Annotated in this window: 20 protein-coding genes and 1 pseudogene; 4 read left to right on the top strand and 17 right to left on the bottom strand. The window is 41.7% G+C overall.

The genetic code is table 11. The annotated features are described in order from the left end of the window. Window positions 1-25: 25 nt before the first annotated feature. Window positions 26-712: a succinate dehydrogenase/fumarate reductase cytochrome b subunit gene (locus tag AB5935_RS02210; protein ID WP_007834359.1), complete on the bottom strand. Its 687-nt coding sequence runs from the start codon at window positions 710-712 to the stop codon at window positions 26-28. 189 nt (window positions 713-901) lie between these two features. Between AB5935_RS02210 and AB5935_RS02205 the strand changes: the two genes are divergently transcribed. Continuing rightward, on the top strand, window positions 902-1,513 hold the full coding sequence (locus AB5935_RS02205; protein ID WP_008654035.1) for a phosphatase PAP2 family protein: 612 nt from the start codon (window positions 902-904) through the stop codon (window positions 1,511-1,513). Between the two features lie 54 nt (window positions 1,514-1,567). Here the strand turns inward: AB5935_RS02205 and AB5935_RS02200 are convergent, their stop codons facing one another. The 13 genes and pseudogenes from AB5935_RS02200 to AB5935_RS02140 all read right to left on the bottom strand — a co-directional run bounded on the left by AB5935_RS02200 (window position 1,568) and on the right by AB5935_RS02140 (window position 19,478). After that, a complete protein-coding gene (locus AB5935_RS02200; RefSeq protein ID WP_007834357.1) occupies window positions 1,568-3,169 on the bottom strand; it encodes a S41 family peptidase in 1,602 nt (533 codons plus the stop codon). Window positions 3,170-3,171: 2 nt separating this feature from the next. Beyond that, on the bottom strand, window positions 3,172-3,627 hold the full coding sequence (gene coaD, locus AB5935_RS02195) for a pantetheine-phosphate adenylyltransferase (protein ID WP_007834356.1): 456 nt from the start codon (window positions 3,625-3,627) through the stop codon (window positions 3,172-3,174). A 13-nt stretch (window positions 3,628-3,640) separates the two neighbouring features. Beyond that, window positions 3,641-5,518, bottom strand: a complete 1,878-nt coding sequence (locus AB5935_RS02190) for a DNA topoisomerase IV subunit B (protein ID WP_007834355.1) — start codon at window positions 5,516-5,518, stop codon at window positions 3,641-3,643. A 30-nt stretch (window positions 5,519-5,548) separates the two neighbouring features. Continuing rightward, complete coding sequence (locus AB5935_RS02185) at window positions 5,549-6,685, bottom strand: hypothetical protein (RefSeq protein WP_007834353.1); 1,137 nt, start codon at window positions 6,683-6,685, stop codon at window positions 5,549-5,551. A gap of 75 nt (window positions 6,686-6,760) precedes the next feature. Further along, window positions 6,761-7,723, bottom strand: coding sequence for a calcium/sodium antiporter (locus AB5935_RS02180; protein WP_005849851.1), 963 nt, complete (start codon window positions 7,721-7,723; stop codon window positions 6,761-6,763). Window positions 7,724-7,786: 63 nt separating this feature from the next. Beyond that, a pseudogene (locus tag AB5935_RS02175) lies at window positions 7,787-8,757 on the bottom strand (metallophosphoesterase). An 11-nt stretch (window positions 8,758-8,768) separates the two neighbouring features. After that, entirely contained in the window at window positions 8,769-11,537 is a 2,769-nt protein-coding gene (locus AB5935_RS02170) for a TonB-dependent receptor (protein ID WP_038608423.1), read from the bottom strand. Between the two features lie 170 nt (window positions 11,538-11,707). After that, complete coding sequence (locus AB5935_RS02165) at window positions 11,708-12,556, bottom strand: LytR/AlgR family response regulator transcription factor (protein ID WP_038608420.1); 849 nt, start codon at window positions 12,554-12,556, stop codon at window positions 11,708-11,710. Between the two features lie 12 nt (window positions 12,557-12,568). Beyond that, window positions 12,569-13,312: a LiaF transmembrane domain-containing protein gene (locus tag AB5935_RS02160; protein ID WP_038612149.1), complete on the bottom strand. Its 744-nt coding sequence runs from the start codon at window positions 13,310-13,312 to the stop codon at window positions 12,569-12,571. A gap of 342 nt (window positions 13,313-13,654) precedes the next feature. After that, a complete protein-coding gene (locus tag AB5935_RS02155) occupies window positions 13,655-14,173 on the bottom strand; it encodes a hypothetical protein (RefSeq protein ID WP_007841743.1) in 519 nt (172 codons plus the stop codon). Between the two features lie 85 nt (window positions 14,174-14,258). Further along, complete coding sequence (locus tag AB5935_RS02150) at window positions 14,259-17,192, bottom strand: hypothetical protein (RefSeq protein WP_038608417.1); 2,934 nt, start codon at window positions 17,190-17,192, stop codon at window positions 14,259-14,261. A 44-nt stretch (window positions 17,193-17,236) separates the two neighbouring features. Continuing rightward, window positions 17,237-17,731 (bottom strand): helix-turn-helix domain-containing protein, encoded by a 495-nt coding sequence (locus tag AB5935_RS02145; protein ID WP_007834345.1) that lies wholly within the window; start codon window positions 17,729-17,731, stop codon window positions 17,237-17,239. An 808-nt stretch (window positions 17,732-18,539) separates the two neighbouring features. Next, the gene (locus AB5935_RS02140) at window positions 18,540-19,478 is read right to left on the bottom strand and encodes a tyrosine-type recombinase/integrase (protein WP_007847748.1); all 939 of its coding nucleotides are present in this window, start codon (window positions 19,476-19,478) and stop codon (window positions 18,540-18,542) included. 207 nt (window positions 19,479-19,685) lie between these two features. On the opposite strand from AB5935_RS02140, the gene AB5935_RS02135 reads away from it, so the two are divergent. Together AB5935_RS02135 and AB5935_RS02130 are read left to right on the top strand one after the other, a co-directional pair. Then, entirely contained in the window at window positions 19,686-20,705 is a 1,020-nt protein-coding gene (locus AB5935_RS02135) for a L,D-transpeptidase (RefSeq protein ID WP_007841740.1), read from the top strand. A gap of 2 nt (window positions 20,706-20,707) precedes the next feature. Next, on the top strand, window positions 20,708-21,505 hold the full coding sequence (locus AB5935_RS02130; RefSeq protein ID WP_007847751.1) for a murein L,D-transpeptidase catalytic domain family protein: 798 nt from the start codon (window positions 20,708-20,710) through the stop codon (window positions 21,503-21,505). Window positions 21,506-21,626: 121 nt separating this feature from the next. On the opposite strand, the gene dinD is transcribed toward AB5935_RS02130, so the two are convergent. Continuing rightward, window positions 21,627-22,262, bottom strand: coding sequence for a DNA damage-inducible protein D (gene dinD / locus AB5935_RS02125; protein ID WP_007847754.1), 636 nt, complete (start codon window positions 22,260-22,262; stop codon window positions 21,627-21,629). A gap of 605 nt (window positions 22,263-22,867) precedes the next feature. Here dinD and AB5935_RS02120 point away from each other — a divergent pair. Further along, on the top strand, window positions 22,868-24,100 hold the full coding sequence (locus AB5935_RS02120) for a nucleoside recognition domain-containing protein (RefSeq protein ID WP_007841737.1): 1,233 nt from the start codon (window positions 22,868-22,870) through the stop codon (window positions 24,098-24,100). On the opposite strand, the gene AB5935_RS02115 is transcribed toward AB5935_RS02120, so the two are convergent. Continuing rightward, entirely contained in the window at window positions 24,086-25,438 is a 1,353-nt protein-coding gene (locus AB5935_RS02115; protein ID WP_007841736.1) for a sensor histidine kinase, read from the bottom strand. The genes AB5935_RS02120 and AB5935_RS02115 overlap by 15 nt on opposite strands. 44 nt (window positions 25,439-25,482) lie before the next feature. Then, window positions 25,483-26,157, bottom strand: coding sequence for a response regulator transcription factor (locus tag AB5935_RS02110; RefSeq protein ID WP_007834324.1), 675 nt, complete (start codon window positions 26,155-26,157; stop codon window positions 25,483-25,485). Window positions 26,158-26,168: the final 11 nt, after the last annotated feature.

The following is a 26,168-nucleotide window of genomic DNA, read 5'->3' as shown; positions in this document are numbered from 1 at the left end:
CAATTTTATCATTTACAATTTACGATTAGCAAGCACCACAAGCGAGTGATTTTACGAAGTAGATAACGACTACTGCTGCAAAACCAAGAACTACCAAAGTAGAGTAGATGTTACCAATAGTCTTCCAACGCTCGAACCAGATTTTGTTGCTCCAGCCCAATGTCTGCAAAGCGCTCCAGAATCCGTGAGTCAGGTGGAACCATAAAGCTGCTAACCAAATGAGGTAAAGCACTGTAAATACAGGGCATCCGAATGTTTCACGGATGTAAGCGGCACCGTCTGTAGGGCCGAACGCACCTAAATCATGAACACCGATGATTTCGGCAAACTGCATTTTGTACCAGAAATTGGCAAAGTGAAGAGCCAATCCGGCAATGACGATAATACCCAGGACAAGCATGTTCTGAGATGCCCATTCCACAGTTTTAGGTTTAACGTTCACTGCATAGCGTTCGCTACCACGAGCTGCACGGTTCTGCATGGTCAACCAGAAAGCGTAGATGATGTGGATTACGAACAGAGCAGCCAGTCCGGCAGTTGCAACCAACGCGTACCAGTTAGCTCCCAAGAATTCACAAATCATGTTGTAAGCATCTTCCGAGAAGAGCGCAACAAGGTTCATCGCCATGTGAAACGTCAGAAACAGGACAAGGGCGATACCTGTGACACTCATCACCACTTTCCTTCCAATAGATGAATTACTTAACCACATAAATGATTGAATTTAAATTATTTAATTGTTAGAACTAAAAATTCTGTTAAAAGCTGTGTATTCACGATGCAAAAGTAAAGGAATTCTAGCGATAATACAAGGAATTATGGAAATTATTCTTTAATTCGGGAAGGGTAAATGCGAATTACATTATTTTTCTATCTTTGTACCGAACAAAAACCAAACAAAATGGATATACGAAGAATTATTTTCCTCTTGTTGACAGTAAGTTTTACATTCAGCCTCCCGGCCCAGAATATAGATATCAACACATTGAAAACCATCAATAAATGGAAGGTACACGGCCTCAGCAGAGGACTATCCGCCAGCGGAGTGATTCTGCCCGTAGGAGTGCCTGCCGCCATGGGACTCTATGCATTGATAAAGAAAGACCAGCCGATGCTGAAAGATGCCGTTTACATAGGAACCAGTGTGATTGAGGCGGTAGGTATCACATACGCTGCCAAACATATCATAGGACGTGACCGGCCTTTTGTAAAGTATCCGGATAAGATTCATGCATACGGAGCACCGGATGCAGACAGCCCGTCGTTTCCTTCAGGACACACAGCCGCCGCTTTTTCCCTGGCAACTTCGCTTTCTATCACTTATCCCAAATGGTATGTCATCGCTCCTTCTGCCGTATGGGCCTGTGGAGTGGGGTTTGCACGAATGAACCAAGGAGTGCATTATCCCAGTGATGTAGTGGCAGGAGCAGCGATCGGAGTAGGATGTGCTTTTGCAAATATTTATGTAAACCGATGGCTGAATAAGGTGCTGTTCGGGAGACAGATAAAGTGATGGTTGGATGCAGGAGTGCAACTATGCGCCCCTGCAGTTAATATAAAGTCTTGACTATCGTTTTTTTAGCAGCAATCCTTCAAAATCCGGTTGTTCCAGCAGCTCCAGTGCTTTCCTGATACTTTCATTGGCATCATTGATGACGTGATAATACTCATTCATATCCCATAAATCACGGGCTATCAATGCTTTCATCTGCAATTTCAGCAAAGGAAGGGCCTTCTGGTATTCTTCTTCATTATATTCCACTCCCATCTCCTTGCCGGTAGCAACCAGTTGTGCCAACATATCCGGAGTCACTTCAAAACGTTTGTAGAATTCATTGAAAGTCTTGTATTTGCCCAGCCATTCTTTACGATGGGCATCAATAAAATGAAAGTGAGCTTTCATCAACGCCCCTTTATCACGCAACTGACGATGATATTTAGTATAGAGAGTCGTATCAATCGGCACAAAATAATCGGGCATAATTCCCCCACCGCCATATACCGTACGAGCCAGCTTATGAGTTTTGAACTTCAGTGAATCCGGGAAGTGAATGCTGTCTTCACTCATCATCTCTCCTTTATTATAACGGTCTATCAGGTCCTCATTATACTTTTCAATGCTTTCGTAAGGTTTCTGGATACAACGTCCGGCAGGAGTATAATAACGGGCCACCGTCAAACGAATCATCGACCCGTCCGGCAAATCAATGGGACGCTGCACCAAGCCTTTACCAAAGCTGCGCCGGCCCACAACGACTCCTCTGTCCCAATCCTGAACAGCTCCGGTCACAATCTCACTGGCAGAAGCCGAGAATTCATCGACCAATACAATCAGACGACCATTCTGGAACTCGCCCGTACCTTTAGCAAAAAATTCACTACGGGGATTACGACGGCCTTCCGTATAGACTATCAGTTCCTTTTTGCCCAGAAACTCGTTGGCAATATCGATGGCAGCGTTCAAATAACCTCCGCCATTGCCTTGCAAATCAAGAATCAAATCTTTCATCCCTTTTTTCTGCAATTCAGCTAACGCTTTCTTGAACTCTTCATGGGTAGTGGCGGCAAAACGGTTGATACGGATATAACCAATCTTATCTTTAATCATATAGGAAGCATCCAGGCTGTAAACAGGTATTTTATCCCTTTTCACCGTAAAAGGGAGCAGTTCCTTCACCCCTCGGCGAAGTATTTTCAAATTCACTTTTGAATCTTTAGGACCACGAAGACGACGCATGATATCTTCGGTGCTCATCTTTACACCGGCTATCAGCGTATCTTCCACCATGACGATACGATCGCCGGCCAGAATACCTGCTTTTTCGGAAGGACCGCCCGATACGGGCTGTATCACCAACAATGTATCTTCTGCCATATTGAACTGTATGCCGATACCTTCAAAGTTTCCCTGCAGCGGCTCGTTCATTTTCTTCACTTCCTCCGGGTCGGAATAAGTAGAATGAGGATCAAGCTGTTCCAGCATTTTTACGATGGCTTCCTCTACAAGTTTCCCCTCATTGACTTCGTCTACATAAAGGTTGGCAATGGCAAACTCCGCCAACTGTAATTTGCGTGCCGGAGAATTCAGAAACTTATTTTCCTGAGCCTGTACGGCTACAATAGAAAAAAAGCAGGCAATCAAGCCTGCAAAGTACATAGTATATTTCATGATCAGTCTATTTTCATTCCTTCAGGTAAGAATGGTGTTACGTCTTTACCAAACTGCAATAATTCTCTCACAATAGTAGAGCTGATAGAAGTAAGTTCCGGCTCCGTAAATAACAGAATAGTTTCTATACCGGCCAGTTTCCGGTTGATATCGGCTATGGTTTCCTCATATTCAAAATCGTGTACGGTGCGGATTCCACGAACAATGAACTGCGCTTCTTTAGCTCTGGCAAAGTCTATGGTCAAACAATCGTAAGCGTCGATCTTTACCCGGGGATCATCAGCAAAAAGTTTCTCAATCATCTCCACTCGTTTCTCTGTAGGAAACCAAGTCTTCTTATTCTCATTGATACCGATACCGATTACCACTTCATCCATAAAGGTCAATGCTCTTTTCACGACCGAATAATGGCCGATGGTAAAGGGATCAAATGTCCCCGGAAATATGGCTCTTCTCATATTTGTTAGTGATTCACGCAATGTCTTCTTCTATAACAAGGTTATCTATAATAAAATTCTGACGTTCCATGGTGTTCTTACCCATATAAAACTCCAGCAATTCTTTCACCAGGTCAGTCTTGCGGAGGGAAACTTGCTCCAGACGCATGTCTTTGCCGATAAAGTGCTTGAATTCATCGGGTGAGATCTCTCCCAAACCTTTGAATCGGGTAATTTCGGGATTGGGGCTTAACCGTTCGATAGCGGCAATCCGTTCTTCTTCCGAATAACAATATACGGTTTCATAAACTCCTTTCTTGCGGTTGCGGACACGGAATAAAGGGGTTTGAAGGATATATACATGACCTTTCTTTATCAAGTCAGGGAAGAATTGCAGGAAGAAAGTAATAAGCAATAAACGGATGTGCATACCGTCTACATCAGCATCTGTAGCTACAATTACCTTATTATATCGTAATCCTTCCATACCGTCCTCTATGTTCAGAGCAGCCTGAAGCAGGTTAAACTCTTCATTCTCATATACAATCTTCTTGGTCAGCCCGTAAGAATTCAACGGCTTACCACGCAAACTGAATACTGCCTGAGTATTTACATCACGGCTCTTGGTGATAGAACCGCTTGCCGAGTCTCCCTCGGTAATGAAGATGCAGCTTTCCTCCTTCTTGTCCCCTTTGACATCGTTCAGATGAAAGCGGCAGTCACGTAACTTCCGGTTATGAAGATTTGCCTTCTTGGCTCGCTCACGTGCCAGTTTCGTCACTCCGGCTATCGCTTTACGCTCTTTCTCCGACTCCTGAATCTTCTGCAACATCACATCGGCCACGTCCGTATGCTTGTGCAGATAGTTATCGACCTCAGTCTTTACAAAATCACCTACAAATTTATTGACGGTAGGACCACCGGGAGCCATATTGGTAGAGCCCAGCTTGATTTTAGTCTGACTTTCGAACAACGGTTCCTCCACATTGACGGCAATGGCAGCCACCAGTCCGTTACGGATATCGGAATAATCCATGTTCTTGTTGAAATATTCCTTGATGGTACGGGCAATATGCTCTTTGAAAGCACTTTGATGCGTACCTCCCTGAGTCGTATGCTGTCCGTTGACAAAAGAGTAATACTCTTCACCATACTGGCCGGTATGCGTAAAGGCTATCTCAATATCTTCTCCCTTCAAATGGATGATGGGATATAATCCCACAGCCGTCATGTTGTCGTTAAGCAAATCCACCAACCCGTTACGGGACAAGATACGCTGACCGTTATAGATAATGGCCAGTCCTGTATTCAGATAGGTATAATTGCGGAGCATGGTTTCCACAAACTCCGGACGGAAACTGTAATTCTCAAATAACAGGTTATCCGGTTCAAAGAAAATATAAGTACCGTTCTCCTCTGTTGTATTTTGTGTGGTATCCGTCAACAAGTCTCCCTTGGCAAAGGTAGCGATACGCACCTTTCCATCACGATAGCTGCGCACCTCGAAGCGCGAACTCAATGCGTTGACAGCTTTCACACCGACCCCATTCAGTCCGACACTCTTCTTAAACGCCTTACTGTCATATTTACCTCCCGTATTCAGCACACTTACAGCCTCAATAAGTTTTCCCTGCGGAATACCCCGACCATAGTCACGCACGCTGACACGGAGATTTTCTTCAATGATAATCTCAATCTTTTTACCCGCCTGCATTTTGAATTCATCGATACTGTTGTCGAGAACTTCTTTCAGAAGGACGTAGATACCGTCCTCGGCATGTGATCCGTCACCCAACTTTCCAATATACATACCGGGACGGGTACGCACATGCTCCATGTCACTGAGGTGGCGGATGTTATCGTCGGTATATTCTACAGCGGGATTGTTTATCAGTTCGTTGTTTTCTTCCATATTGACTTATCACATTTTTATATATCGTTGTTACAGAATACTCTTTTTATAAGCACGACGGCGTTTATGCTGCTCGGTCTTGAAATATTCCCACTGGGCCTGCACCTTTCCATTCAGTTCCAGTTCCGGATTACTTTCGGCATACTTGAATCCCAGTTGCTGATATACAGGAATCAAGTCCGAGAATAACAAAGCATTGACTCCTTTGTTCTGATACTCAGGTTTTACAGCAACCAGCAACAAGTCCAGCATAGGGGGATATTTATGCAAAAACAGCACTTTCAGCAAATGATACCAGCCCATAGGCAGCAAACGCCCCTTCGCTTTTCGTAACGCTTCGGACAAAGAAGGCATTGAAATACCCACCGCCACCAGTTTATCTTCAGCATCGGTCACCAAGGTCACCATACGCAAATCTACAATAGGCAAATACATCTTTATATACTGGTTAATCTGTCCTTGAGACAAAGCCGAGAAACCATAAAGCGGAGCATAAGCCTCATTCATCAATTCGAAGATAGCCTGGCCATATTCGGCCGCAATTTTCTTACCCGATGTATATTTCTTCACCTTCAAGTTAAACTTACGTTGAATCAAATCACTGATACGCTTATGCTTATCAGGAATTGCATCCGGAATATAAATTTTATATTCCACCCAATCGGCATCCTTTTCGAATCCCAACTTCTCCATATGCTGTGGATAATAAGGATAATTATAGATAGTCGCCATGGTGCTCAATTGGTCGAATCCTTCTATCAGCATACCCTCCGCATCAAAGTCGGTAAAGCCCAAAGGTCCCTGAATGGTATCCATTCCCTTCGATTTACCCCATTGGGCTACTGCATCCAACAAGGCGCGTGATATTTCGATATCATCCAGGAAATCAATCCATCCGAAACGGACTTCTTTTTTATTCCAAGTTTCGTTTGCGCGTTTATTTATAATCCCTGCAATACGTCCTACCACCTTGTTATCCTTATATGCCAGAAAATACTCCGCCTCACAAAACTCGAAAGCGGCATTCTTCTTCGGGCTGAACGTATTCAGCATATCATCGTACAAGTCGGGTACGGAATAAGGATTCTCTTTGTATAACTCGTAGTTGAACCGTATAAATGTCTTAAGTTCTTTCTTTGAACTGACTTTTTTAATGGTAATAGCCATGCTGTATTTTTATAAAAATTCAGGGTGTAAAGATAGAAGTTTTTTTGCAGATAACTTATTCTTTTTATGGCTTTTTTACTGTTGGGCAATAAGATAGGCGGTATAAACGACATAACAGCCAACCATCAATGCGCCTTCAAGACGGGTTATGGTACGTTTACGGAAAAACCAGCCTACCAGCCACAACAACAGGGAGGAAGCAATCAGCACACTTAAATCGAGATTATTTATATTCCCCATCGGAAGCGGTGATACCGTAGCGCTGCACCCCAGTACAAAGAATATATTGAACAGATTGCTACCGATGACATTGCCGATAGCAATTCCCGGATTCTTCTTTAAAGCTGCCGTAACAGATGTAGCAAGCTCCGGCAAGGAAGTACCTCCGGCTACCAATGTCAGTCCGATTACCGATTCACTGACACCCCATGAACGGGCAAGCCCGCTTGCCCCGTCGACAAAAAGCTGTCCGCCAAATATGAGCCCGGCCAGTCCTCCTGCAATATACAACACCGATTTCCATACAGGCATTTCCTTAATCTTCTGCTCTTCTCCTGCCTCATCTGCCCCATTACGAGCGATAGCAAATGTATAACGCATAAATATAAGGAAGAAAGCCAACAGAACAAACCCATCGGAACGGCTGATAACATTGACCGCTTCCCTGTCCAGCATCATGTCATTGGCACAGACAAACAGTACCAATGAAGAAAGAATGACTAACGGAATCTCTTTACTCATCGTCCCCTCACCTACTTTTATGGGGAGTACCAACGCAGTACAGCCTATAATCATCAAAGCATTGAATATATTACTACCCACCACATTACCAATAGCCATTTCAGCACTGCCATTCAATGCAGAAAGCACACTGATAACCAATTCGGGAGCCGAAGTGCCAAAAGCTACAATGGTAAGCCCGATTACCAAATCAGAAATACGGAAACGTTTGGCAACCGCTGCAGAACCATCTGTCAAGCCATTTGCACCAGCCAAAATAAGAGCCAGACCACCAATCAAAAGGAGTGTATTCAACATAACAAAGAGTACATTTACAGTTTTACACCGCAAATGTACTCTTTTTCCCTAAAATAACTATCCCTATTTGGTGCGTTTTACAGTATAGATTACTTTTCCTTTCTTATCAATCATATGCATATCCAGTTCTTTCTTGTCTGCCGTGAAGATAGAAAAGCCCGGTTCGGGACTGCAGAACTGAGTGCCTTCCACTGGTTTTACCTTACGGCTCAACGAACCTGCCGAATTTACCACATAGTGATATCACTGCCCGGCACACGAAGATGCTGGAAGTTATGAATGTGTCCGCATGCATAGATATCCACCTTATGTTTACGGAGGATAGGATCCAGACGTTTCTGCATATCGCTGCGTTCACTGTCGTCTTTCGACGTTTCAGCATAAATGGGATGATGCCCTATTACGACAACCCAATCTTCTTTGGCAGCAGTAAGCACAGAGTCTATCCATGCCAGTTGCTTGTCCATGTCCTGTTTGCAGGCATCCGGATAAGTTTCGCTCTCGTTACGGTATTTGTCAATCAGAGGAGCGGTATCTATCATCACAAAACGGATGGCAGTTCCTTTCTTCTCAAAAACTTTGGTATAATAACGACCAGGCATCGACCAGCGACGACTCACATTGGTATAATCCAACACAGCCTGCGTATTACCCCGGTATTCATGATTTCCCAAGATCGGGAACCAGTCTATCATCAGTTCGGGATGGCTGTAAATCAACTCGTAGTTGGTCATCCAAAGCGGATCGTTAACGCTGCGTACACCTTCAAAGTGGTGCACGTCTCCAGCTGCAAACACACACTCGGGACCAATAACATCCGCCATTTCTCCCATCAGCTCGGCTATGGGCTTCTGGTCATAATAACCGTTACGTCCCAAATCGTTAGCCATATAAAAATTCAGTTGTTTCTCCAGTCCTTTCCAATCTTGTGGAGTCTGGGCACACACATTCAGGCAGATAGCCGCACCAATGACAACAATCCATACCCATGTCAATACTTCTTTCATTTTTCTAATCATCATCAACGTTTTCATATACTTAATTTTTAGAAATTTATTTTTAAACCTGCATTCATTCTCACGCCATAATATTCTGCCTGCATAGTACGGTCCTTCGTACCCTGGTAGTAACGGAGCGGCTGGTTCAGCAGATTGTTCGCCTCAGCATAAAAGGTCATCTTCACCTTCTTGCCAAAGGTATAACTGGCGTTCACATCCATATAGTTCACGGCATCATAATATCTGTCATAAAATGTACTTGGGCCCATTTCATCGATAAAACTGGAGGCATAGTTATAGCTCAGGCGCACATTCAAGCCTCCTTTTTCAAAGTAAAGAGAGGCATTCGCCGTATGCTCGGGAGACCCCGGCAAACTCAACCCGCTCTCGTTCTCACGTCCTTCGAAGTTAAAGTCCTCCACACGTGAGTGAGTATAAGTATAGGTTCCATAGAAACCCACATACTTCAAGGCCGGAGCAATGAAGCCGAAATCACGCTGATAAGAAAATTCCAATCCCCACAGATTAGCATTTCCTGCATTCTTGGGCTGAGTGAAACGGGTATATTCTGTTCCTTGGTATTCATAGTTGGTCAGTACCTGATCTACGATGAAATCGTCTATTTTCTTATAGAAAAAGCCTGCGCTCACCAAACCTACACTCTTGAAATAATAATCGGCACTCAAATCGAAGTTGTAAGAAATAGTAGGTTTCAGGTCAGAGTTACCAATCTTTATTTCATTATCGCCACGGTTGATATTCACGCTAGGAACCAAAGCTGAATATTTGGGTCGGCTCAAGGTCTGCGTGTAAGAACCGCGTATCTTGAAATCATCATTTACATCCCATTTCACCAAAATAGAAGGAAGGAAATTCACATAACTGTTGACGACGCGGCCGGTCTTGGTGGTCTTATCTGTTTCATCATCATAGTTACGACCGGTATAACGAAGAGAAGTGTGCTCTATGCGGAGCCCTGCCATCAAGTTTATATCAGAGGTAAATTTATGGTCAAATCGTACATACCCGGAACTTACAGTTTCACGAGCCTCAAAGTTCTCAGCCAATTCGGCTTGTACCTGTTCTTTATCGAATTGGGAAGCATCATTTAAGTTCAATCCACCCACATATTCTTTACTGGCAAATGTTCCTACCTGATATTTGTCGCTCGGCATAAATTTATCCGTACTCTGGTCTACCGTATTTTTCAGGCTGTTGGTCATGAAGGCATCCTCGTCTTTCGGAGTATATTCGTAGAAGTCTATTTCTTTTTCTTTCGTTTTACGTACTACTTTCGCACCGAACTTCAGTTTGGCTCCATTATTCAAACTGGTTTTGAAATTGGCCGAAAATTTCATATCCTCTTCTTTGATGTCTTCCTGTTGTTCTGTCAGTTCTTTCAAGCTGAACTTATCACTCAGTGTCAGGGTAGAACCTGCTGTGGGTGTTGCCAACGGCTGGCGTTCATCACTCAAGTCTATATCAAATTCCTGCTTTTTCAGTTGGAAGTCAAGATAACGCTCATTAGGGCGTTCTTCTGTAGCTTTTGCATAACTGGCATTCCAATCCATGCCGATTGCTCCCCATAAGTGTTCTCCGCCCAAAGCGAAATCCATGGTACGCTGACGCTCCAGACGGGCATTGCGATTATCAGGAGTACCAGCTTTGGTTTGGATGCGGACTGTGCCTTTTCCGTTCTCGTCCAAATCCTTGATATTGGTACGGTAACGGTTTTCCCAGTCATTGCGGTTGTTAAAAATACCCTTGAAAGTCAATTTATGGTTTTCATTGAGTTCGAAGTCAAAAGCCGCCGAATAACTTTGACGTTCACGGGTGACAAAGTACTGACGCATCTGATAATCGCTGACATATACTTTGCCATCCTCATTTTGTTCCCACATGAATTCAGTATCATAAGAACCGGAAGGAGCATTCTGATAAGAAGCGGAGAGCAACATGCCCAGTCTGTCATTGAAGAAACGGTCTCCGTAAGTGAAGCCTAAATTCAACTGGGCTTTCTCGCTGATCCAATTGTAACCACTTCCCGCTGTGGCATTGATAGTACGTTTATAAGGAGAATTTTTAGTTACCAGATTGATGGAACCACCGATAGCATCGCCGTCCATATCGGGTGTAACGACTTTGCTTACTTCGATGGTCTGAATCATATCGGCAGGAATCAAGTCCAACTGCACGTTACGAGTATCCCCCTCAGCAGATGGGACACGATTACCATTAATGGTGACGGAGCTTAAATCGGCACTAGTGCCGCGGACTTGTCCAAAACGGGCCTCGCCTTGATCGTATTGCACATTGATGCCACTGATACGTTTCAATGCATCACCTATGTTTGAGTCGGGAAATTTCCCTACTTGGTCGGCAGATACGATATTGGTGATACCCAGATTATTTTTTTGTGTATTGATTGCTTTCTTCTGCCCTTGAAAAGCTCCCTTCACCTGCACTTCCTGCAGTTCCACCCCTTCATTCATCACTATATCTTTCTCTAAAGTCTTGCCTTCGGGAACGGTAACTTTCATTTCAATAGGGCTATAACCTACATAGGTCACTTTGACGGTGTAAGTGCCGGGCTTCAGATTGGGTAATGTGTAGAAACCGTTCACATCACTGATCACTCCGGTTTTCAGATTCTCAATAAAGATGGAAGCACCCGGTAGAATTTGTTTTCCATTGTCTATCACACGTCCGCGAATAGTGCCTTGCCGGACAATGTTTTCATTTTCCTCGGCAAATGCATTTCCACAAACACCTGCCATCAGTAGCATAAGAGACACAGCTCTAACAACCTTTTTCATATACTTTTTTATGCGTTATAAATCTGTCGCAAAAGTAGATGGGTTAAGTTTCGTGAGAGTTACACTCTATTAAAGGTTTCATGACAAACGGATTTCATTCCTGTTACAGGACAGTTCCACACATGTCACCCTCCCCTTTTCCTTCCGGCCATATTACCTAACAATATAAATTAGAGATTTAAGCGCTCTTTCAGCAAACGGTAGCCACTATTACTGACTTTCAGCTTTCGACCGTTTTTTAAGATCAGTTGATAAGACTCCTTGCCGAACAATTCCAGACGGGATATCTGCTTAACCTGAACGATGGCCGAACGATGGATACGGACAAAGTCTGATCCAGGCAGATGAGTTTCAAAATATTTCATCGTCTGTTCTTTAATATACTCCCTTTCAGGAGTAATCAATGTCACATAGTCGCCACAAGACTGAATATAAAGCAAGTCCGCCAATTCTATCAAATGAATTTTAGTCCCATCTTTCACTGTGATCCGATCCAGGCAGTCTTCCGCATCCGCACCGGCTTCTTCCTCTTTCTTCCGGCTGGCCTCCGCTTTCCTGCGGTCTTCCATCCAGGTTTCCTGCATGGTTACCAATTGATTTTCCATCTCCTCACGCTCACCCGCAGCAGATTGCAAACGATACCATAACAGGATGATGCTCCACAGTAAGGCCACATAACAGAGGCGGAAAGGAAGTGTGAGTATAAAAGGAGTGTAGACTGCATGATTAATAAACTCCAAGATCCACCGGATAAAGAAACTGCCCACCAAAGTACAAGATATGCCTAATATAGTGATAAAAAGCGTAGTAATGGAAATATGGACAAAGCCGAGAACATACCATGCCCAATAAGCCGATAGGGCAAACAGCAGAGTTGCAGCCATTCCGTCCAACAAGGAAACCCATATACCATCGTCTGTGTACCCCCACAGGAAAAGGCCTTGTACGCCGGCAACCAGCAGCAAGCCCAAAGCAACTATCCACCTTTGCGGCGACGCCTGTATAGGATGTGTATCCATATTCCGCCCGTCTTAATTTTTAACGACCAAGCCACTCCACGAAAGAGTCCCCCTTATCACCAGCACCTTTTGAGGATTTTCCTCTCTCTCCCAACGTTTGTCCTCATAACCGCCCATGAATGTGCTGCAAAGACATTTTATGGTCCAGTCCGCAGGCACATAGAGTTCAATGCCCCCAAATTTACAATCTACATCCAACGGTGTCTCTCCTACGGGAATGTCCGTACGTCGCATGTCAATGATGCTGCCGCCAAAGCGGGTCTGAATACTCCCCCCCTTCAACATTTCATCCAATATGACCTGACGGACTCCGCTGAAAGCATTCTCCGAATGCAAAAAGCCATCTGCCGAGGTATAATTCATCGTTTTAAATTCTTCCGGAGTTCGACCGTACCCATGGTTTCTAGATTTCCCACCATGACTAAAAACAGTGACAATTCCTATCAGAATCAGAATAGCAGGCAGCATAAATGCCTGCATATCCGTACCACACAAAGCGCTGAGCTGATCATTCAAGTAGTAGACACTGATACCCAGTAATATCAGTCCGAACACTAAATGACGACGTACCAATGAATAAACGCCGACTACTGCCACAACTGCCTGCCAGGATACCAGCAGGTCATAAACGGGAACTGTGATCCATTGCATATTACGTGCCAAAAGGAGTCCTCCGCAGGCGATAAAGAGAAATGCCATCAAGTACTTTACAGACGCATGTCCTCTGTTGAACTGAATTTTTTGTTTTGTTTTCATTGTTCTTTCTTTTAATGATTGATAATCGAGGATTACGGTCACAAAGTTCATCAAATGAAGGCAATACAGAAAGAGTATTTCTATAAATGCACGTTCTTTCCCCGATGAATGACGGATATTTCCCGATAAATAAAAGATGGAAATAAGCAATTCGTTACACGCAAATCTGCACAAAGATAGAAAAGGTTCTTTTGAAGTGGATGAAAAGAGAAAAAAGTTTTTGTATTCTATAGACAGTGCATCTTTATTATGCATAAAAAAACAGGTACTAATTTTAAATCAGCACCTGCATATTTAGAAGATATTTACCTAAACTATCTTTAATTCCTCACAATAGCATTTTTAATTGGAAGCGTCAAAAGTACGATCCCCCTGTGTACTGCTTCTAAAACAAAGCTTCCACTCCCCTAGAAAACGAACCGGCTTAAAATACCAGGTAGTAGTATTGGGACGTGTATCTTTCTCATCATTTTTGGGAAACAAAATCACCTTACAACGGACTTCATTATCAAGAGCTTCTTTAAAAATATAGTCAGTAATGCTATAATCGTATATCGGGAAAGCTTTCAGCCTATGCAACACACTCTTTAACTGAGTATTATCCAAAAGTTCCGGCTGAGCAAAAGGATCATCCGCTTTCGTTTCGTGCAGCATAATAGCTGCATCAGCATATCGCTGCTCCTTTACTGCGGTCATAAACTGATTAGTAAGTTCCAATACCTTTATAGTATCTTTCTTACTCAAAGCCATAGTTTGTTTTACAGTAGATGGATCGTCTCTTTCCTCTTTCTTACCACCCTGACCACACGAAACAATGAGTATTGAAGCAAGCCCAAGAATCAACAAATTAGTTTTTCTCATACGTACTATAATGTAAAGAGAAAAAAAGAGTGCCCGAAAGCACTCTTTTCTTCAAGTTTATTATAAATAGAGTTACTCACTCAGTTTATCCTACAGTCTTAGCTACATGACATACAATATCAAATTTTACTGTACCCCACGCATATTCAACTACTACAGGAAGTTTGATATCAAACTCACCTACTTCAACTTTATTGTTGATATAAGTCAATGTACCAAAGTTGCCCTTGGCAATTTCTTCTGTAGTAACACCATCGTATTTAACCTGTAAATTGGCAGGGATCGGTTCATATTTACCATTTATGGTAGTCTCAGCCTCCTTTGTATCAATAGTAACTGATTTAACACCATAATATGTATAATAGTTAATCGGAGCAATCTTGAATGCTTCATTTCTCCAGTCAGTGAATGCCAACTTAAGATCAATCTTAGAACCTTCTGCACCAACGTCTACACCATCCTTAAAGTTATCCATCTTATCAGCTTCTACAGTGATAGGACGCAAGAACTTAACGTCGAATTCATTGTTTGCTACCGCATTCAATGACTTGCCACATTCATTTACTGTTTCAACAGAAAGTCTAGCAGTCAGGTTGTCAGCCAATGCATCACGACCGGCAACATTCAACAAATCTTTAGCAATATCATTGTTAGCCAATGCGATAAGATCTTCTCCATTATTATCTACAGCATCAGTAATAGTCGCAATGACTGTATTTGCAATAGTTGGAGTACTAGCTAACAACTGAGTACGATCAGCGTTTACACTCAGTGTATAAATTGTTCCAGATACACCAGTCATTTTAGCATCCTTCGGATCAACAAATCTGAAAGTCTTAGTCAGTTCAGCATCTGCAAAGTCTGTATAAACAGAAGCTATTTCAGAAATTGTAACATCATGACCATTAAAGGTATCCAAAATGAATTTATTAAAGCGCATGATATCATGACCTGTTGCAGCAGGAACTTCAGTGTTTACATGGATTTCATCATAGCCTGAACCTCCTTCATTAGAATTGCTAGCAAACCAGATTTGTTTAGTCTTATCAGAATTTGCCAAAGTACCAGTCGGGGTTACATTACGAGGATTAGGAGTCCAAGTCAATGTTACATATACATAATCGTTAGAAATAACATTGCCCTGAATGTCTTTGTTCTCTTTGGTGTAACGAACAATAGCCTTCATTGAAGCATTTGCACTGAAATATTCATAAGCATAGTTTGCAGGAATAGTCCATTGCAAAACTTCAGTCATTGTACCTTCAACATCAGCCTCAGTTTGTTCAACCTTAGTAGACAGTTTAGTCAAAGGCATAGCATCCAAAGTTGCTTCACTATATTGAATCATCGGTCCGTCATAGATATAACTTCTTTCGAAATCTTCCTTAGAGATATTCAGCTGAGCCAAAATTTGTTCTTCAATCTGGAACCAAGTTACCTCCTGAACCCAATCCTCTGTTCTACAGCTCAATGTAAATTCTTCATTGAATGTATATTCTGTTGTCGCAGTAATACGGTCTTCAGCAGGAGCACCTGTAATTTCCACCTTCAAGTAACCTACAGCTACTTTCTTCTTAGAGTTATTATCATTCAAGAATACACGAACCAACGGCATACGCCCTACAGTAGCTTGATTTTGTTCTGTAGCTCCCCATTCAGCAGCTTTACCATCTTTCGGCAACTGAGGTCTCAAAACAGAGCCTTTCAATGCGGCATGTGCACTTTGAGAAGTTTTGTTACTACCATCAATATAACCTACCAATTCATAAGAATAGCTGAAGCCGGCTTTTTCTACTGTACCAGACGCTGCATTTTCATCCCACTTAGTATGAGCATCACCTGCACCATAATGAGTCTGAACATATTCTGCCAAATCAACTGTTTCATCCCAAGCTACTTTTACTTCAGGAGCATTTTGGATAGCATCGGCAGCTTTAACAGCCAAATGATTTTCACCGGCAACTTTTGCATTATTCAAAACTAAATCTGTAATCTTAACAGCCTTAACTGCAGCATAATCAGAAGTGATAACCGAGCGTTTGTTATCACCATTCAAATAATTGGCCTGTAAAGCCAAAACTGTTACTTTGTTGTCATTCACAATATCTTTAATAGTTCCTTCAGTCAACTTAGCCCAAACAGTCAACTCACCATTTTTAGGTTCAACCTTAGAAATCTCTGGAACTACCACTCCATCGGCAGCACGAGCATATTCTTTATCGTAAGCCAAGAATTTCAAATCTTCTTTAACCAAATTACGAACATCAGCTGTAGATGGGTTCATGTGGTATGTAGCAGATAATTCAGGAGTGACCTCAGTTGTTACAGTTTCTTTTACAGGAGCATCATCTTTATTATCAGCATCTGCATTTACATCTGTAGCAGTCAAAGCCTTGTAAACAAATGATTTTACAGCAATTGCTTCAATACCCTGATAGTACAGTTCCGGTTCAAATACCAAAGCTTTCAAATCAGTTACGACAGAGAATGTAGCAGATTTGCCATCTAGTTCAATGACATAACCAATCACCTCACCAGTTTCTTCATCTTTCACTTCTGTAATAGAACCAACGCTTTGAGGTTTCTCTACACCTGAGATTTTTACATCTCCATAATACAGATAGCCATTGTTCCACTTCAACAAAGTAGGATCAAATGTCGCAGGAACATCAGTTGTAGGCAGGGTTGCTTCAGAAACGACCTTGTCACCATCTAACAACTGTATCTTACCATCTACAACTTTCAAAGAGTAAGTGGGAAGTTCAGCAGGCATCGGAAGTTGGAAAGTTTCACCGTTACCGCCGGTAACAGTCAACTTACCTGTTGCCGCATCATACTTGACAGCTGTGACATATTTTCCAGCTGCGGCCTGTAATTCAGACAAATCTTTAGTCAGCTTATCCACTTTCTCGTTTAAGCTGTCGATGTCATCATCATAGTCCTTACAAGATACAAATGTTCCTGTCGAGGTCACCATTAAGGCACCGAACAGGATTGCACTTAAAAACTTTTTGTTCATAATAGAAAAACTTTAAATTTATAAATTTAAAAAACTAAAATTGATTATACATAAATCATTGATTCTAAGAGCGAATTATTCTGTTCACGAGCTAGAAAGCGCAAAGGAGACATTCCGACTATTTTACTAAAAGAGGCATAAAAAGCACTTCTAGAGGCAAAACCACATCGCTGTGGGAGTTCCTCTAATGAACATTTCCCAGCATGGAGTAACTCTTTAGCATATTCCACACGGTAGGTATTCAACAACTCCTTCAAATTGCAGTTGAAATACTTGTTTACCACATTCGATAGGTAAGTTTGGTTGGTGTCTATCATTACGCTAAACTTTTTCAAAGAAAGCTCCGAATCCAAAAAGACTTGCTTTATTTCAAGGTTGTACAATATACATTTATATAGGGTACAATCCACCTTTCTCCCTTCAGCCCCCTTGTTGGCGAACTGTAGTTCCCACTGGCGTTCAGCAGCCTTAAGAAGCAGGTTTTTCTGCCTCTTCGAAGTAGCAGTCCGTCTGTGTCGTCTCAAGAATAGATAGTCCATATTTTTATTTACTTTTAATCTTCACTTCAACATCTTCACAACTATACATTATTATATAGCATGTCATCAGTTATACGATAGATCTCTTATTAAGAGATATGTTACGCACACATAACACACTATAAATCAACGAACTATATTAATATAAGAATACTTCAGAAGACTAAATCTTGTATTCAAAAAACGTTTTTTTTGAATCAATTATTAAATTTCCTCGCTAAATTGTTCTAATTCTCAAAACTTTGCTTAAATTTGCGACAAAATATATATCTCTTAATAAGAGATATACAATATTTTAACTTGGTGTTTTTTGTATAAAGTACTTGTAATAAGAGGATTATCTCCAAAATCAAAGAATAAAATCTAGGTAAACTTTGCCTTTTCTTTTATTCAAGTTTATCCACTAAAATATAGTTGTATCAACTATAATTCATATAAAAACAAACCTATGACAATCATCATATTACGGAAAAATCCTGAATATTTGGGAACTGATATTTTTTTCACAACAAATGGGTGGACGAAAACAGCATGATGGTTTATGGCAATTCTTTCAGGATCTATCTGTAATCCGATTTTCCTTTACTATAACAGCATCTTCTGACAAAAGATAACATAAAGAGATCATGCTGTTCCGACCTTGCAACAAGCATATTCAACTCAGCCACATCAGAAATTGCTATCATCTTTAGAAAGAACAAACACTAATTTATTGAAAAAACACTGGACACACTGGTCCCGTCAAATGGAGGATACCCTGTGATATGATATCCTCTTTTTGACAAGAAACAATATCTTTACCCTATTATCACAAGAATTCTCTCAGCACCACCATATTCGCTTTGTCTATCACGGTGGTATCCAATGCTGCCAGATAAATCAAAGTCGTTTTTTCCGAATCATGTCCCATTCCTTCACTTATTACAGAAAGAGGAATATGTTTGCCTCTGGCAACACTGGCCCATGAATGGCGCGCCACATACATAGTCAGAGGATGAACAAGCCCTAACTTTTTTCCTATTTCTTTTAGCCTTCTGTTTACCAAGCAGATGGAATTTTTATATTGTAATCTTTCATCTTTTCTGATATGAATTATAATAGGAAGAAGATAAGTCGAGAAGTTTCCAGGATATTTATCCACTATATCCTGCATACATTTCTCCCATCTGATGGAAAGCAACTGACCGGTTTTCTTTCTCCTATAAGTCAGCATACCATTATTTAAATCTGTTTTTTTAAGAAAAGCCATGTCCACAAATGACATTCCCCGAGTATAAAAACTGAACATAAACATATCACGCGCAAACTCCATTGACTGAGAGTGACTTAAATCCATCTCCTTCAGTTGTCTGATTACTTTAAAAGAAATAGCCCGCTTCACCGTTTTTTCCACTCCCGTATAGACATGCTTAAAAGGAAAACGCTGTCTGATCACCCCTTTATCTACTGCACGATTATACGTTGCACGCAAAATACGCATATAAAAAGAAACGGTGTTCATACTTGCTCCCTGCGCCTTTAAATAAGTTTCATACCCCATCATCAACTCGGCATCCATATTGCTCAACAGAACATCCTTGCCATCCATAAATTTCATAAAACTGTTCAGTGTAGCTCTATACGTCTCACTGGTACGCAATTTTCCCGATTGTCTCAGACTGGCAATATTCACTTGCATAAAGGAAGACAGTGTCTTCTTACCTGAAAAGGATAATCTTTTACTTCTTACTCTAGTTGATTCCACCATAATACTTGTTTTTAAGTTGATTCTTTTTTTCTGTAAAAACCTCAAGCCAAGATAAGCGATTATTCCCAGCGGTCTTTTATAAGGTCTGCAATAGGGGAGATTGTTCAAAGAAACAGGAATTTTTCACTGCATTTAAAAACAAAAACGCATGTTTATTCCTTTTAAAGAATTATATTTGTAGAAGAAAGCCATAAACCTGTGTCTATGATGAAAAGAATAGAATTCATATATTTATTGACTGGTTTCTGTACAATCTGCTCATGTACCTCGAAAGCAAATAGTGAAATTAAGGAAGTGATAACAGAGGTACACAATACTGTGACAGAAGCCATTGCCGAAATTGTAGAAAAAGATATCAAACCCGAAGACATCAGGCTTGACAAGGAACTGCTGTATGATAAACATACTTTGGAGGATACCTATCCTTATAAAGACACCACCCGTCATTTCCAATGGGAAAAAATAAAGGAACGACTGGCGCTGTTGGAGAACATCCAGAGAAAGCCGACACAATGGTGTATCTTACAGAATTATAAAAACCGGAACGGAGAAGCACCTTTAGTGAAAAATTTTAAAAGAGACGCATACAAACGGATAGCCGACACATTGGGAGTGGAACGCTATCAGGGAATTCCTCTTTTCCTAACAGATGACACCCTTACTGCCAAACGCTACGGACTAGATGGACTTCTTACCCGTCACCTAGGTGAGGAAGGAAAATTTACCAAAGTAGAACCTGTCTTTATAGGTGGTGAATGGTATGCTCCGGCAAAATATATAAAACTGATTCCCGACAGCGTAGTGTTCAACAAAGCTATTTTTATAGACCGCCATAATCAGAATATAACTACTTTGGAACGGAAAGAAAAGGGCTGCTGGCTGATACGTAGCATGAATCCTGCTACAACAGGACAACATCGTCCTCCATACGCCCAAGAAACTCCATTGGGTATGTTCGTTCTACAAGAGAAAAAGACTAAAATGATTTTTCTAAAAGACGGTTCTGCCGCCACCGGTGGTTTTGCACCTTACGCCAGTCGTTTCAATAATGGTGGTTATATCCACGGAGTGCCCACCAATGCGCCGGCAACAGGGATCATAGAATACAGTTATACGTTGGGTACCATCCCCCGCTCACATATGTGTGTAAGAAATGCCACCTCTCATGCCAAGTTTATTTTCGAATGGGCACCTGTTAATGAGACGATTATATTTGTTTTGGAATAGAAATGTGCGTAACTTTGCACCCGTTATCCAGTTTTTCCATACGCATGCAAAAAACTTTTTTACTCCTGTTCCTATTCCTCTTTCCGTCGAGCAATGTATCGACCCGGACGGCTACACCCGAAAAGAAAGTTGCTACATCTGTCCCTACACCTCAAAAAATGGACGGCGAACAATTATTTGAAGATATGCAATTGGGAGGGGTGGTCAATTTCCTGGCATTCCGACAGGCTGTGGCAGGATACAACTTGATTAAACAAAAAAGCAAATCCATACTGACATTGATTGATTTCACCAAACCCTCTACCGAAAAACGTTTGTTTGTCTTTGATATGGAACAGAAAAAGATGCTATACTCATCAGTGGTCTCTCATGGAAAAAACAGCGGTGAGAACTATGCTACCTCTTTCTCCAACGAAGTCGGCTCTTATAAAAGTTCCCTCGGCTTCTATCTTACCGGAAACACATATCAAGGTAAAAACGGATACTCTCTTTTATTAGACGGGCTGGAAAAAGGCATAAATGACCGGGCCCGTGAACGTGCCATTGTGGTTCATGGCGCCGCATACGCCAATCCATCCGTTTGCAAATCGGGTAGATTAGGACGGAGTTTCGGTTGTCCGGCTTTGCCACAGGCACTGACCAAACCTATTATCAATACGATAAAAGGGGGAAGCGTACTCTTTATTTATGCCAATAATAAAGAGTATATGGCTAAAAGTTCTATTTTGCCTAACCAGACATCACAAGAATTATTTACTGAAGCATGTGAAAGTGAGCAAACCGTTTCAGCCCATTTATAGTTTCTCCTCAAGCGGTTCCTTCATTATTTCTTAGTTATTTTCTTTTCTTCTGATTTCAAACGGTGTTCTACTTTCTTTAAATCTTCGCCTGCAGGCAATTGTTCCGGATAGATTCCTCGGCTTACCCCATCATATTCCGAACAGCCGTATTATTCTCAATATGTTCTTTTTCAATTGATGACTGTCCATAAAGATCTTTTTGTTGTACGTTAATAGAAGTCATCTCAGCAGCAAAATCTTTTGCCTTAATGCTGATGGTTGGTAAGAAATCGACCAGCGGACGACTGTGGGGCGCACCAAGTTTACATTTTAGCAACGCTGTGTCAAGACGAAACAAGGCTTTATCTCCTTTTGAACGGATAATGGCAAAACCTTTACTATCTACTCCGCGTTCATAAAACACACCCGATAACAGCTTTTCCGTTTCAGTCAATTTAGTCCGTGCTTGAACCCGCTCATAATCCAACAGATGTTGTTCCACCAATTCTGCACGCCTTGTCTGAACAGCAAAGTAGTTTTGAGCAAAAGCTATAGCCGGTTTACGCGCATCACCATTTTGAGCAGTCAAATAACAGGCATAACGGGTAAGATAGATATCATCTATCTCTCTTTCTGCACCTTTAGGTAAACTTATCATTTTGCTGACGTCAGCAAAATGATAGGTCACATCTTCACCTGCATTCGTGCAAGCAGCTTTCGCTTTATTGATGATAGCCTCAAAGTTTCTCCACTGGGTATAACCCAATAAGGAATACAACTCGCGTGCACTCCAACACTCTACTCCATGATAATCACAAACGATACTTTCAAACTGCTTGAACTAATCTTTTATTTCCTCGGTTTTCATCATATATTCTCCCATATTACTTGTTATTACATCAATGCCCTCCTTCTACTACAGAATTCACACTACATATTTGCACAAATATAACCTTTTATTATCAGATCCGATCAACAAAACTCTTTTTCCTAACTATTTCGATTCTTATATTATCCGTTTCTTCTAGAACAGACTTATTTCAAGAGTTATTTTACATCTCATTAGTATCCATTTCAAAGCATATTTAAATCCATAAAGAACATTTTTCTTTATATACCCGACAAATAGCAAACCATCAAACGTCTTTTTACTCTTTTTGATATTCTTCAAACTCGCGAGAATCGCTTAAACGCTTCCTTCTCGTCCCGTTCATCGAAATAATCAAATGAGAGAGTAGTTTGCTCTTAAAATCATTTCATACTATTTTGCTATCGTGTTCAAACAAAGATTGGAAATAAAAATAAGAGAATTGAATCTTTTCTAATTCAAAAACGAATAAATTGACTACTTTTGTCCGAGTTATTACTAATAAAACTAGCGATATGGTTCTGAACTACATTTGGATAGCCTTTTTTCTGATAGCCTTCGTAGTAGCGTTGATGCGACTCGTTTTCCTTGGCGACACACAAGTGTTTCCCGAAATTATCAACTCTACTTTCAGTTCTTCCAAAACTGCATTTGAAATTTCACTGGGACTGACCGGTGTCCTTTCCCTTTGGCTGGGTATCATGAGAATAGGCGAACAAGGCGGAGTCATCGCTCTGTTTTCCCGATTGCTGGGACCTCTGTTCAGTAAACTTTTTCCCGATATCCCCAAAGGACATCCTGTGACAGGTAGCATCTTTATGAATCTGGCAGCCAATATGCTGGGACTAGATAATGCCGCCACTCCCTTAGGACTGAAAGCAATGGAGGGCCTGCAAGAACTGAACCCCAAGAAAGATACTGCCAGTAATCCCATGATTATGTTCCTGGTACTGAATACTTCGGGGCTGACTCTGATTCCTATCAGCATCATGGTATATCGCGCTCAACTAGGTGCTGCCCAACCTACAGACATATTTGTCCCCATCCTGCTGGCAACCTTCTTCTCTACCTTGGCAGGTATTGTCGCTGTAAGCATTTATCAGAGAATCAACCTGTTTAACCGTACCATCCTCTTCTTCTTAGGGGGAATGAGTTTGCTGGTAGCAGGAATTATTTATTTCTTCAATACCTTGTCACGAAACCAGATAGATATTTACTCCACTACCTTTGCCAATGTCTTTCTATTTCTTATCATCATCGGCTTCATTGTAGCAGGGATCAGAAAAAAAATCAATGTCTACGACTCCTTTGTTGAAGGGGCCAAAGAAGGATTCAACACTGCCATACGCATCATTCCTTACCTGGTAGCCATACTGGTAGGCATCGGTGTCTTCCGTGCATCGGGTGCGATGGACTATTTGATTGACGGCATTGACAGAGCCGTAAAGCTATGCGGTATCGACAGTGATTTCGTAGGAGCACTCCCCACAGCACTGATGAAACCATTGAGTGGAAGCGGAGCACGCGGATTGATGGTGGATGCCATGACTACATACGGTCCCGATTCTTTCGTAGGCAGACTGGCCTGTATCTTTCAAGGTTCCACAGACACTACCTTTTATATCCTGGCAGTATATTTCGGTAGCGTAGGAGTAGTGAGGACACGCCACGCCGTTCCTTGCGGACTACTGGCCGATTTGGCCGGAGTGATTGCGGCTATTCTTATCTGTTATTTATTCTTCGGCTAGGGACAGAGGAAAAGTTATACTTACGGTGGTAAAATGTCCCTCTTCCGAATGGATTCCCATTTGGCCGCCGTAAGTAGATATAATTTTCAAAGAAAGGCTTAGCCCGATGCCTTGCCCCTTGTAAGAACGTGTATTACTAGCACGATAGAAAGATTGAAAAATCAATTCTACCTCTTCTTGAGGAATACCAATACCCTGGTCCCTGATTTCCACCACTCTCCGGCCCTCCTTTTCGAACAAGCTGATTTCCACATCCTTATCCGAATATTTACAGGCATTATCCACTACATTCTGAAGGGCTATTCCCAATAAATAAGGATTGGCACGGACAATAAAGTCATTCTCCTCCCTAAGTGTGGAAGACAGACGAATACGAGGACGGCCGGCATACTGCTCCCTCAGCATCCGAGGCAGGCAAACATCCTCTACCGTATTTGCTAGAATATCCTTATCCTGACGGGATAAAAACAGCAAAGACTTTATCAGCAGAGAAATACGTTTGCTCTCTACCGAGATACGTTCCAAAGAATCCATATATTCCGAAGTGCTACGCTCTTTCAGAAGGGCTATTTCGCACTCCCCCTGAATAGCAGTAAGCGGGTTGTTCAATTCATGGGAAGCGTTGCTGACAAATGATTTCTCGGATTTAAACGCTGTGTCAATACGATCCAGCATCCCATTCAGTGACACAATCAGCTGATCCAGCTCATCCTTGTTCCCATAGCTTCTCAGACGTACATTCAGGTTATTGGCGCGAATACGCTTCAATTCTTTCAAGATATGTTGCAGGGGAGTAAGAATCCGGTTAGAATAAACACGCCCGATAAAAAAAATAAAAATAGAACTGATGACAACGAGAGTAACCGAAAGTAGCAAAATATGCTCCTGTATCTCCTTGCCATAAGTGTTTTCAGAGAAGACAAAGACAATAAAATATCCTTCATTATCCGGATAATAGAGAGCCGCACCCAATTCTTTCTTATATTTAAAAGTCACCGGAGTACCGTCACCATGAAAAAGTCTTTCCTGCTGACTGGCATTGAGATATTTTCCCAACGTGTCCTTGACGTGTGCCAACGTGTCCATATTCAATAATACTTCCCTTGCTTGCGGCAGCAGCTCATCATATTTCTGCTGGATTAACCGATAGCTCTGTTCGTCAACTTCATCTTTTTCCCAATATTTCTGAGCAGTGATAAATGCCTTCTCCCGCAAATAAGACTCATACAGACGGTTGATATAGCGAGAGCTGAACAAATAGAACACGCTCATCACCATGATAATGGCACACATCGTAATGAGGGAATAAAACAAAGCTATTTTAGGTCCAATCTTCATGTCTATCCTTTCTTTTAAGTTTCTCTATATCCTAAAGATACTTTTCAATCAGTCATCATATAGCCCACACCCACCACTGTATGTATCAACTTGTCCTCAAAACCTTTATCTATTTTGGCGCGCAAATAATTCACATATACATCCACTACATTCGTATTGGTGTCAAAATTCTTATCCCACACATCACGTAATAGCGTAAGCCGGGAAAGCACCGCCCTTTGATGCAACAAAAAATACTCTAATAACCGATATTCCTTTACCGTAAGATCAATATCCATGTTTCCCCGGCGAGCACGCCGCAACGTACAGTCCAAAATCAAATCCCCACAAACCAATTGCTGTACAGGAACCTCCTTACTCCGGCGGAGCAAAGCCTTGATACGCGCCTCGAGTTCCTGAAAGCTAAACGGTTTCACCAGATAATCATCCGCTCCGGCATCCAGTCCTTTCACAATATCGTCTGTAGTTCCAAGCGCCGTCAGCATAACAACAGGAGAGTGATAGCCGAAACGCTGCCGGTACATGCGGCACAGTTCCAATCCGTTCATACCCGGCATAATGATATCCAATATCAACAAATCAAAAGACTCATTCTGAAGCAGTTCCCATCCCGCATTACCATCGTACACCACAGAGACCTCGTGACCGAACTCACGAAGCCCTCTTTCAATGAACGAGGCAATATTTATCTCATCCTCTACCAATATTATTTTTGCCATAAACAAATCTG

The organism is Phocaeicola sp. RTP21198st1_B8_RTP21198_201120 (assembly GCF_040929485.1).
Classification (GTDB): Bacteria; Bacteroidota; Bacteroidia; order Bacteroidales; family Bacteroidaceae; genus Phocaeicola; species Phocaeicola dorei.
This window is presented reverse-complemented; position numbering and strand designations above follow the sequence as displayed.

Excerpts from the sequence above, each read along its gene's own strand:
- AB5935_RS02130 (WP_007847751.1), top strand. The coding sequence starts at position 20,708 with ATGTGCGTAACTTTGCACCCGTTATCCAGTTTTTCCATACGCATGCAA.
- AB5935_RS02140 (WP_007847748.1), bottom strand. The coding sequence starts at position 19,478 with ATGGTGGAATCAACTAGAGTAAGAAGTAAAAGATTATCCTTTTCAGGT.
- AB5935_RS02210 (WP_007834359.1), bottom strand. The coding sequence starts at position 712 with ATGTGGTTAAGTAATTCATCTATTGGAAGGAAAGTGGTGATGAGTGTC.
- AB5935_RS02200 (WP_007834357.1), bottom strand. The coding sequence starts at position 3,169 with ATGAAATATACTATGTACTTTGCAGGCTTGATTGCCTGCTTTTTTTCT.
- AB5935_RS02160 (WP_038612149.1), bottom strand. The coding sequence starts at position 13,312 with ATGAAAACAAAACAAAAAATTCAGTTCAACAGAGGACATGCGTCTGTA.
- AB5935_RS02110 (WP_007834324.1), bottom strand. The coding sequence starts at position 26,157 with ATGGCAAAAATAATATTGGTAGAGGATGAGATAAATATTGCCTCGTTC.
- AB5935_RS02190 (WP_007834355.1), bottom strand. The coding sequence starts at position 5,518 with ATGGAAGAAAACAACGAACTGATAAACAATCCCGCTGTAGAATATACC.
- AB5935_RS02165 (WP_038608420.1), bottom strand. The coding sequence starts at position 12,556 with ATGGATACACATCCTATACAGGCGTCGCCGCAAAGGTGGATAGTTGCT.
- AB5935_RS02180 (WP_005849851.1), bottom strand. The coding sequence starts at position 7,723 with ATGTTGAATACACTCCTTTTGATTGGTGGTCTGGCTCTTATTTTGGCT.
- AB5935_RS02115 (WP_007841736.1), bottom strand. The coding sequence starts at position 25,438 with ATGAAGATTGGACCTAAAATAGCTTTGTTTTATTCCCTCATTACGATG.
- AB5935_RS02185 (WP_007834353.1), bottom strand. The coding sequence starts at position 6,685 with ATGGCTATTACCATTAAAAAAGTCAGTTCAAAGAAAGAACTTAAGACA.
- AB5935_RS02120 (WP_007841737.1), top strand. The coding sequence starts at position 22,868 with ATGGTTCTGAACTACATTTGGATAGCCTTTTTTCTGATAGCCTTCGTA.
- AB5935_RS02145 (WP_007834345.1), bottom strand. The coding sequence starts at position 17,731 with ATGGACTATCTATTCTTGAGACGACACAGACGGACTGCTACTTCGAAG.
- AB5935_RS02135 (WP_007841740.1), top strand. The coding sequence starts at position 19,686 with ATGAAAAGAATAGAATTCATATATTTATTGACTGGTTTCTGTACAATC.
- AB5935_RS02150 (WP_038608417.1), bottom strand. The coding sequence starts at position 17,192 with ATGAACAAAAAGTTTTTAAGTGCAATCCTGTTCGGTGCCTTAATGGTG.
- AB5935_RS02170 (WP_038608423.1), bottom strand. The coding sequence starts at position 11,537 with ATGAAAAAGGTTGTTAGAGCTGTGTCTCTTATGCTACTGATGGCAGGT.
- coaD (WP_007834356.1), bottom strand. The coding sequence starts at position 3,627 with ATGAGAAGAGCCATATTTCCGGGGACATTTGATCCCTTTACCATCGGC.
- AB5935_RS02155 (WP_007841743.1), bottom strand. The coding sequence starts at position 14,173 with ATGAGAAAAACTAATTTGTTGATTCTTGGGCTTGCTTCAATACTCATT.
- AB5935_RS02205 (WP_008654035.1), top strand. The coding sequence starts at position 902 with ATGGATATACGAAGAATTATTTTCCTCTTGTTGACAGTAAGTTTTACA.